Below are 8295 nucleotides of genomic sequence, written 5' to 3'. Positions count from 1 at the left end.
CCGCCCCGATCGAGACCGATCCGGCCATCGTCACCGAGCTGGTCGAGCGCAGCCGGGCGTCCATCGCCGCCCTGCGGCGCGACATCCGGGCGAGGACCGGACCGGCGTTGTTCGACTTCCTGCTGGAGGCGTTCCAGGAGCACAAGCGGGTCCTCGGTGATCCGCTGAGCATGCAGGCGATCATGGCGGGGATGGAGGCCACCTGGTGGCTCAACGACCGGCTGCGGGAATGGCTGGGCGAGAAGAACGCGGCCGACACCCTCACGCTGTCCGCCTCCGGCAACATCACGTCGGAGATGGGTCTGGCGCTGCTCGACGTCGCCGACGTGATCCGCCCGCATCCGGAGGTGGTGGCGTTCCTGCAGGGCGCCGAGGACGACGGTTTCCTGGACGAGCTGCCGAGGTTCGCGGGCGGGACCGAAGCGCGCCGCGCCATCGAGGCCTACCTCGACCGGTACGGCATGCGCTGCGTCGGCGAGATCGACATCACGAGGCCGCGCTGGCGCGAACGCCCCGCCACGCTCGTGCCCGTGATCCTCGACAACGTCAGGAACTTCGAGCCGGGCGCCGCCGAGCGGCGCTTCGAGCAGGGACGGCAGGTCGCGCGGGAGAAGGCGCAGGAGGTGCTCGAACGCCTGCGGGCCCTGCCGGACGGGGAGCGCAAGGCCGCCGAGACCGAGCGGATGATCGATCGGGTCCGGACCTTCATCGGCTACCGCGAGTACCCGAAGTACGACATCGTCAGCCGCTACTTCGTCTACAAGCAGGCCCTGCTGGAAGAGGCCGGGCGCCTCGTGCGGGCCGGCGTGCTCGCCGAGGAGGAGGACGTCTTCTACCTGACGTTCCAGGAGTTCCACGACGTCGCGCGCACCGGCCGGGTGGACGACGAGCTGATCCGCCGGCGCAGGGACGCGTTCCGGTCGTACCACGCGCTCACGCCGCCCCGGGTGCTCACCTCCGACGGCGAGGCCGTCACCGGGGCGTACCGGCGCGACGACGTGCCGGCCGGCGCCCTGGTCGGCCTGCCGGTCTCCGCCGGGACCGTCGAGGGGCGCGCCCGCGTCATCCTGGACATGACCCGGGCCGACCTCGAAGCCGGCGACATCCTCGTCACGGTCCACACGGACCCCAGCTGGACGCCCCTGTTCGTCGCCGTCTCGGGCCTGGTGACGGAGGTCGGAGGATTGATGACCCACGGGGCGGTGATCGCCCGGGAGTACGGTCTGCCGGCCGTCGTCGGCGTGGTGGACGCCACCCGGCTGATCCGGGACGGGCAGCGGATCCGCGTGCACGGAACCGGCGGGTACGTCGAGATCCTGCCCTGACCGGGCCGGTCACCGAGAAGGCCCGTGCTGCGCACGCAGGGGGCCTGGTAGGCGGCCGCAGTGTATTCCGACGCTTCCCGGAGTCGGTAGGCCGCCACCGGCTCATCCTCGATCCGGCCGATCAGGTGGGGCGAGGGGCGTGCCGTGACGCGACAGATCCCAGGGCTGCGTGCGTTCCAAGGACGGCAAGCACATCTGGAAGTCACCGTCGGCGGTCTCGCTCTCACACGTCTGCCGCGAGCGGCGCCGAGAGCCGGCCCTCTTCTTCTCATCCGGGTGGTTTCTTGCCGCTGCCTCTCGGGAGCCGCACCGACGTCATCCGGGGGGCGCCCAGCACTGCTCCCCGGATGAGCAAGGCTACCCGGGGAGTATCGGAGCGGCGGCTGAGCGGGGGACCACGCACACGAAGTCCGGGGATCATCCCCGCGCTCGCTGGGATGATCCGGCCGGCAGTTGAGCACGAACGTCAGCCTCTCGGCTCCGCGGGCGGGGCGCTGAGCGGTACGGCCACCGCCAGGACGAGGAGGATCGTCTTCCAGCGGTTCGTTGAGGGGGCTCCCCGCGGGGTCAATGAAGATTGACGGCTGGTGTCGAGCTCCGCCGCCGCAGCGCGACGTCACCCGGCTGACGGCCGGGCTGGAGGCCGCCACCGCGGACGGCGTCCTGCACGACCTGGTCGTCCGAACCCGCCTGGCGGCCGGAGCCGAGCCCTCCCGGAGCCGATCCGGCCGGAGCCTGCCCTTCCCGTACGCCGCCCAGGCTCTGCAGGTCAAGCGCCGCCGCACCGACCGCCACCGCAACCATCCCGCAGACGGTCTTCAGCTGCTCGGTCTCACGACATGAGCACGCTTCGGCCCTGCCCCGGGTAGCGCCTGCCTTTGATCGCCGGTTATGCGGCAGAAACGCATCCCATGACGCCGTCCGTCATTCTCCGGAGTCTTGAGTCGCTATAACGACCACCAGAGAGTCAAGCTTGACCGACTCATCCTCAAGCGCCTTCGCGGTGTCGGGACTATGGTCTAGGTATGACGGATCGAATGTGTTCACAGACACACTCGCACCCCATCTCTCAGATTTCATGAACACCTTCCACGGTCGATTCTCTCCGAAATCCCTCCAACCTCGCCCGCGGAGGAGAGCGGTCGACCTGCACCGACGGGTCCGGGACAAGGGTGGCGCTGTCGCGGGGGGCGAAGGCGCCGGGGCCGCCGACCACCGCGCCCGGGTGATGGCCTGCCGGACAGGCCGCTGAAGACCCCTCAGCCCAGCCACTCCCGCAGCCCGGCGAGATGCCCGACCTCCGACTCGATGCGCTGCCTGTCGTCGGCGGTGAGCTCCAGATCGCGTAGATCGGCGACCCACGGATCGGTGGGCTCACCGAGGACCGCGGCCAGGTCGATGAGGTGGCACAGGGCGATGGCCAGCTCGACCGGCGGGGCGTCCCCGCCGCGCCTGCGCACCGCCGACTTGAGCGCGCGGAACGCCTGCAGGTCGTCGTTCTTGAACTCGCGCAGGATCCGGGCGTTGTCCAGTGCCCTGGCCAGGCCCGTCAGCCGCTTCGAGCCGCCGTACTCCAGCTCGACCGGCTCGTCGCGCTGGATGAAGACGATCGAGTTCCCGGATGGATCGATCAGCGTGAACCGGGACGCACCCGGCCGGTAACGGGTGATCCGCGGAAGGCCGGAACCCAGCACCTTCCCGTAGGCCCGGCGCATCGCCGCGGTGAACGTCGCGTGGTACGGCGCCACGGCGTCGACCATGACCAGACAGCCTCCGGACTCCTCCCGGGCCGGATCCAGCCCTCCCGGCGCCGGGCCGAAGTGCAGCTGAAACCCGCTCCACCGCATCGCCAGATAGACATAGGGCCTGCTCTGCCTGTAGGTCACCTCGAACCCCAGCGCCTCGTAGAACGCCGAGGTCTCCTCTACCGACGCGCACGGCATCAGCGGAATCGTCGTCTCGTTCGCGCGAACCGCGGCCTCGCCCATGTCATTCCCCTCTCCGTCTCCCCCGGCGATGCTGACACCCTTCGGCGGAGCCCGCATATGGATCGTTCCAGGCAGGGATGCACCTGCCGTGAGGCCGGCGCTCCGGTGCTCTCGGGGGCCCGTCCGGCATGACCGCCCGGGGATCGCCTCCTACGGCCCGCCGTGCCTGCGCCCCAGCTCACGCAGGGTCGCGGCGGCCTGGGTGACGACGGCGTCGATCAGCTCCTCGCAGGAGGGCAGGTCGCCGATGACCGCCACCGCCTGGCCGGAGGCCATCACCCCGAGGTCGGGGCGGCCGTCGACCATCGCCGCCCTGAGCAGCATGGGCGTGTTGGCCGCCATCAGCACCTGGGACCAGGTCAGCTCCTTGCCGCGCTTCATGGCCAGGCCGTCGCGGAGCAGCGCCGCCCAGGACATCCCGGAGACCCTCCGGAAGCGGGCGGCGTTGCGCACCGCCCGGACCAGCCCGGTCAGCCGGCCCGACTCCTCCAGCCCGGCCACCAGCGGCGTGCGCAGCACCCGGTGCGGCATGCCGTCCACCTGGCGGGTGACCACGGTCTCGGAGGCCTCCAGGTAGAGCCGCTTGACCGCGTCCGGGACGGCGCTGTCGGAGGTGAGCAGGAAGCGGGTGCCCATGGCCACGCCGGCCGCGCCGTACGCCAGGGCGGCGGCCAGGCCCCGGCCGTCGAAGAAGCCGCCGGCGGCGATCACCGGGATGCCGACGGCGTCGACGACCTGCGGCAGCAGCAGCGTGGTGGCGATCGGACCGGTGTGGCCGCCGCCCTCGCCACCCTGGACGAGCACCGCGTCGGCGCCCCAGGCGGCGACCTTCTCCGCGTGGCGGCGCGCCCCGACGGAGGGGATCACCACGACGCCGGCGTCCTTCAGCCTGGCGATCAGCTCCCGGCGGGGCGCCAGCGCGAAGGAGGCGACCTTCACCTGATGCCTGATCAGCAGGTCGACGCGCTCGCCCGCGTCGGAGGCGTCGGCGCGCAGGTTCACCCCGAAGGGCGCGCCGGTGCGCGAGCGGACCTCTTCGATCGCGGCGTCGAGCTGGTCGAGGGTCATGGTGGCCGAGGCGAGGATGCCCAGGCCGCCGGCGTTCGCCGTCGCGGAGACCAGCCGGGGGCCCGCCACCCAGCCCATCCCGGTCTGCACGACCGGATGGCGGACGCCGGTCAGCCGGGTGAGCGGCGTGTCCAGGAGCTGCCCGATCACGCCCGGACCTCCTTGTCGCGCAGGCCCGCCGGGTCGAGCCGCTCGCGGATCAGCCGCAGCTCCTCGCCGGTCGGCTGCCGGGTCTCCGGGACGTCGCCGTCGACCACCGGGTCGAAGCCGGTGGCGGCGAGGACCTGCTCGACCTCCACCCCGGGGTGGACGGAGACCAGCCGCATCGCCCCGTCCGGGGTGCCGAAGTCGAACACGGCCAGGTCGGTCACGACCCGGCGCAGGTCGTGGAAGCGGGACGCGGCCGCGCCCAGCTCCGCCGCCCGGTCGGCGCCGACCCCGCTGACCACGTCCACCTTCGGCACGAAGACCCTCCTGGAGTGGCGGGGGATCCAGTAGCTGGTCGGGTCGCAGATCGTGTTGCCGGGGGCGCCGCGCACGCCGAGCAGCTGGGATGCGGGCCGGGCCCAGTCGCCGACCGCCGAGATGTTGGTGTTGCCGTACCGGTCGATCTGGGAGGCGCCCATCATCACGTGCCGCCGCCCGTTCTGCACCAGCCAGAGATGGTCGCGGAAGGGCAGCCAGCCCTCGGCCGGGCCCGCGGGCGCGCCGAGCGGCACCGGCTCGGCGGTCAGCAGCGCGCCGCCGTCGGTGGTCAGCAGGTCCGGCTCGAAGGTGAGCCGGGCCAGCCGCGCGCCCAGCACCGAGCAGGTGCCCATCGCCGCGGCCAGGATCTCGCCGTCGCCGCGCCATGCCTCGGCGCAGGCCACCACGCAGATCTCCGCCCGGGTCGCGCTCATCGGGTCCCCTCCTCCGCGCCGGTGCCGATGCCAGTGCCAGTGCCAGTGCCGGTGCCGGTGCCGGTGCCGGTGCCGGTGCCGGTGCCGGTGCCGGTGCCGCCGCGGGGATCGGCGGGGATCGTGGCCGTCACCTCACGGAGGCCCTGTCCCGTACGGGGCACGCTCATCCGGCCTGCTCCTCGTGCCAGCGCCGTACCGCGTCCTGGTAGGCGGTCTCGTCACCGGACAGGAAGCGGTCGGTGAAGGCCGCCCACGCGTACGGATCGGCGGCCGAGGCCGCGTAGTACCGCTGGAACGCCTCGTCGCGGCCGTGGTCGCCGGACTCGGTGAAGTGCGCGCCGTCCGGGGTCTCCACCACGCCCGCGACGTGCATCCGGCTGACCAGCAGCGTCTGCGGCGGCCCGTCCAGTCCGCCCGGCTCCACCAGCCGCTCGCAGCTCAGGTAGGTGCGGGCGGCGGCCTTGGCGAACAGGTCGTCCAGGTACGGGTCGGGGCCGAGGTACCGGCCGTTGCCGCGGGTGTCGGCCCGGTCCAGGTGCACCAGCGCCGCGTCCAGCGTCAGCGCGGGCACCGCGACCAGCTCCTCGCCGTCCTCGCCCGTCCCCTCCCCCGCGTCCCGCCCCGGGGCGCCGTACGGCCCGCGCACGCCGTACGGCGAGCGGACCGTGCGCAGCTCCGGGTTGACCCGCATGACGTCCGAGCCGAGCCCGGCGCGGGTCGGCAGGAACGGCAGCCGGTGCGCCGCGGCGAGCAGGCCGAACATGAACATGCCCTCGTCGTACTCGGTGAACCCGACGGCCCCGCTCTGCCTGGCGGCCCGGAAGTGCGGCTCCAGGGGGACCGAGTCCATCGTCACGAACGGGGCGACCACCCGGCGGACCCGGCCGGCCGCGCAGAGCAGGCCGACGTCGGGCCCGCCGCAGGAGACGACCGTCAGATCCCTCAGGGAGGACCGGAGGATCGCCCGGACCAGGGCCATCGGCTTGCGCCGCGAGCCCCAGCCGCCGATCCCGAGCGTCATGCCGTCCTCCAGCGAGGCGACGACCTCCTCGGCCGTCATCACCTTGCCCGCCGGCCCGCTCACCGCTCCTCCCTCGCTCCACCGGCGGCCTGATCTCCTCGCGCCGCGCTCATCGCTCCGCCCCCTCGGAGACGAAGGCGTCGCGGTGCCGGTCGCCGGCGCCCATCAGGTTGAGCTCGAAGGTGAAGCCCTGCTCGTAGCGGTAGCTGCGGTGCACGTCGACCGGGTCGATGCCGTTCAGCGACTCCTTGGCCCGGCGGATCACGTACGGGTCCTTGGCCGCGATCTGGGCGGCGACCTCGAGGGCCGCCCCGCGGAGCTCCCCGGCGGGCACGACGTGCAGCACCGAGCCGAAGGCGTGCAGCTCGGCGGCGGTGACGTTCCGGCACGTGTAGACCATCGCTCGCATCAGGTGCTGCGGGACGAGGCGGGCCAGGTGGGTGGCGGCGCCGAGCGCGCCCCGCTCCACCTCGGGCAGGCCGAAGTAGGCGTCCTCGGAGGCGACCACGATGTCGGCGTTGCCGGCCAGGCCGACGCCGCCGCCCAGGCAGAACCCGTGCACGGCCGCGACCACCGGCACCTCGCACTCGTAGACCGCGCCGAACGCGGCGTGGCAGCCGCGGTTCGCGCCGACCAGCGCCTCGAAACCGGCGGAGGCCTGCATCTCCTTGATGTCCACCCCGGCGTTGAAGCCCCTGCCCTCGGCGCGCAGCACCACGGCACGGGTCCGCGCGTCGCGCCCGGCCTCCCGTACGGCCTCCGCCAGGTCGAGCCAGCCCTGGACCGGCAGCGCGTTGACCGGTGGCACGTCCATGACGATCTCGGTGACGCCGTCACCGTGGTCCCTGGTGGAGATTCCCATACGCCACCTTTCCACCAAACATTTGTTAGAAACTAAGGTAGCAGAGGAACGGCGCGGCGGCCTCCCCCGGCGCCGGGCCGTTCCCGCACGACCCCGCACGACCCCGCACGACCCCGCACGACCCCGCACGACCCCGCACGACCCCGCCGTCGCCGATGAGGAGAGCTGACCATGATCTGCAAGGACCGCGTCGTCGTGGTGACCGGTGCCGGGCGCGGCCTCGGCCGCGCGCACGCCCTGGAGTTCGCCCGGCAGGGAGCCCTGGTCGTGGTCAACGACCTCGGCGTGAGCGCCTCCGGGGAGGGCGCCTCCGGCGGGCCCGCCCAGCGGGTGGCCGAGGAGATCCGCGCGCTGGGCGGCCGGGCGGTGGCCGACTGCTCCGACGTCGCCTCCGACGACGGGGCCCGGCGCCTGGTCGCCACCGCCCTGGAGGCCTTCGGCCGGCTGGACGTGCTGGTCAACAACGCCGGCTTCCTGCGCGACCGCATGCTGGTCAACATGTCGGAGCAGGAATGGGACGCGGTGATGCGCGTCCACCTCAAGGGCCACTTCCTGCCGCTCAAGCACGCCGGGCTGCACTGGCGGGCCGAGGCCAAGGCGGGCCGGGCGGTGGACGCCCGGGTGGTCAACACCTCGTCCGGGGCGGGCCTGCTGGGCAGCTTCGGGCAGGGCAACTACGCCGCCGCCAAGGCCGGCATCGTGGGACTGACCCTGGTGGCCGCCGCCGAGCTGGGCCGGTACGGCGTGACCGTCAACGCGATCGCCCCGGCCGCCCGCACCCGGATGACCGAACAGGTCTTCGCCTCGACGATGGCGCCCCCGGCCGGCGGCGCCTTCGACGCGATGGCCCCGGAGAACGTCTCCCCGCTGGTCGTCTGGCTCGGCTCGGCCGGGTCGCGGGACGTGACCGGGCGGGTCTTCGAGGTCGAGGGCGGCCGGATCTGCGTGATGGAGGGCTTCCGGCACGGCCCGGCCGCCGACAACGGCGCCCGCTGGGATCCCGCCGAGCTCGGCCCGGTGGTCACCGGCCTGCTGGCCGGCGCCGCCGAGCCCGAACCGGTCTACGGGACCTGAGAGGGCGGCTCGCGGGCCGATGCCCGGCCCGCCGTGCGGGCGAGCGGGCGGGCGGGCA

The 8295-nt window shown here is 73.1% G+C and carries 9 protein-coding genes; 3 read left to right on the top strand and 6 right to left on the bottom strand.

Annotated elements, in window-relative coordinates; genetic code table 11:
* Both ACFOWE_RS12845 and ACFOWE_RS12840 read left to right on the top strand, forming a co-directional pair.
* The coding region (locus ACFOWE_RS12845) for a PEP-utilizing enzyme (protein ID WP_377287504.1) at positions 1 to 1325 on the top strand (1325 nt) is incomplete at its 5' end.
* Between the two features lie 570 nt (positions 1326 to 1895).
* Entirely contained in the window at positions 1896 to 2168 is a 273-nt protein-coding gene (locus tag ACFOWE_RS12840; protein WP_377287503.1) for a hypothetical protein, read from the top strand.
* A gap of 416 nt (positions 2169 to 2584) precedes the next feature.
* Here the strand turns inward: ACFOWE_RS12840 and ACFOWE_RS12835 are convergent, their stop codons facing one another.
* From ACFOWE_RS12835 to ACFOWE_RS12810, 6 genes are all read right to left on the bottom strand, one after another.
* Complete coding sequence (locus ACFOWE_RS12835; RefSeq protein ID WP_377287502.1) at positions 2585 to 3313, bottom strand: glyoxalase; 729 nt, start codon at positions 3311 to 3313, stop codon at positions 2585 to 2587.
* Between the two features lie 150 nt (positions 3314 to 3463).
* The gene (locus ACFOWE_RS12830) at positions 3464 to 4528 is read right to left on the bottom strand and encodes an NAD(P)H-dependent flavin oxidoreductase (RefSeq protein WP_377287578.1); all 1065 of its coding nucleotides are present in this window, start codon (positions 4526 to 4528) and stop codon (positions 3464 to 3466) included.
* Positions 4528 to 5280, bottom strand: a complete 753-nt coding sequence (locus ACFOWE_RS12825) for a CoA-transferase subunit beta (RefSeq protein WP_377287501.1) — start codon at positions 5278 to 5280, stop codon at positions 4528 to 4530. Before ACFOWE_RS12825 ends, ACFOWE_RS12830 begins: the two co-directional genes overlap by 1 nt.
* A complete protein-coding gene (locus tag ACFOWE_RS12820; protein WP_377287500.1) occupies positions 5277 to 5447 on the bottom strand; it encodes a hypothetical protein in 171 nt (56 codons plus the stop codon). Before ACFOWE_RS12820 ends, ACFOWE_RS12825 begins: the two co-directional genes overlap by 4 nt.
* Entirely contained in the window at positions 5444 to 6340 is an 897-nt protein-coding gene (locus ACFOWE_RS12815) for a CoA transferase subunit A (protein WP_377287577.1), read from the bottom strand. Before ACFOWE_RS12815 ends, ACFOWE_RS12820 begins: the two co-directional genes overlap by 4 nt.
* Positions 6341 to 6410: 70 nt before the next feature.
* The gene (locus ACFOWE_RS12810) at positions 6411 to 7163 is read right to left on the bottom strand and encodes an enoyl-CoA hydratase family protein (RefSeq protein ID WP_377287499.1); all 753 of its coding nucleotides are present in this window, start codon (positions 7161 to 7163) and stop codon (positions 6411 to 6413) included.
* 171 nt (positions 7164 to 7334) lie between these two features.
* On the opposite strand from ACFOWE_RS12810, the gene ACFOWE_RS12805 reads away from it, so the two are divergent.
* A complete protein-coding gene (locus ACFOWE_RS12805) occupies positions 7335 to 8237 on the top strand; it encodes an SDR family oxidoreductase (RefSeq protein ID WP_377287498.1) in 903 nt (300 codons plus the stop codon).
* Positions 8238 to 8295: the final 58 nt, after the last annotated feature.

This window comes from Planomonospora corallina (assembly GCF_042650625.1).
Lineage (GTDB): Bacteria > Actinomycetota > Actinomycetes > Streptosporangiales > Streptosporangiaceae > Planomonospora_B > Planomonospora_B corallina.
The sequence above is the reverse complement of the archived record's forward strand: the minus strand, read 5'-3'. Positions and strand labels throughout refer to the sequence as shown.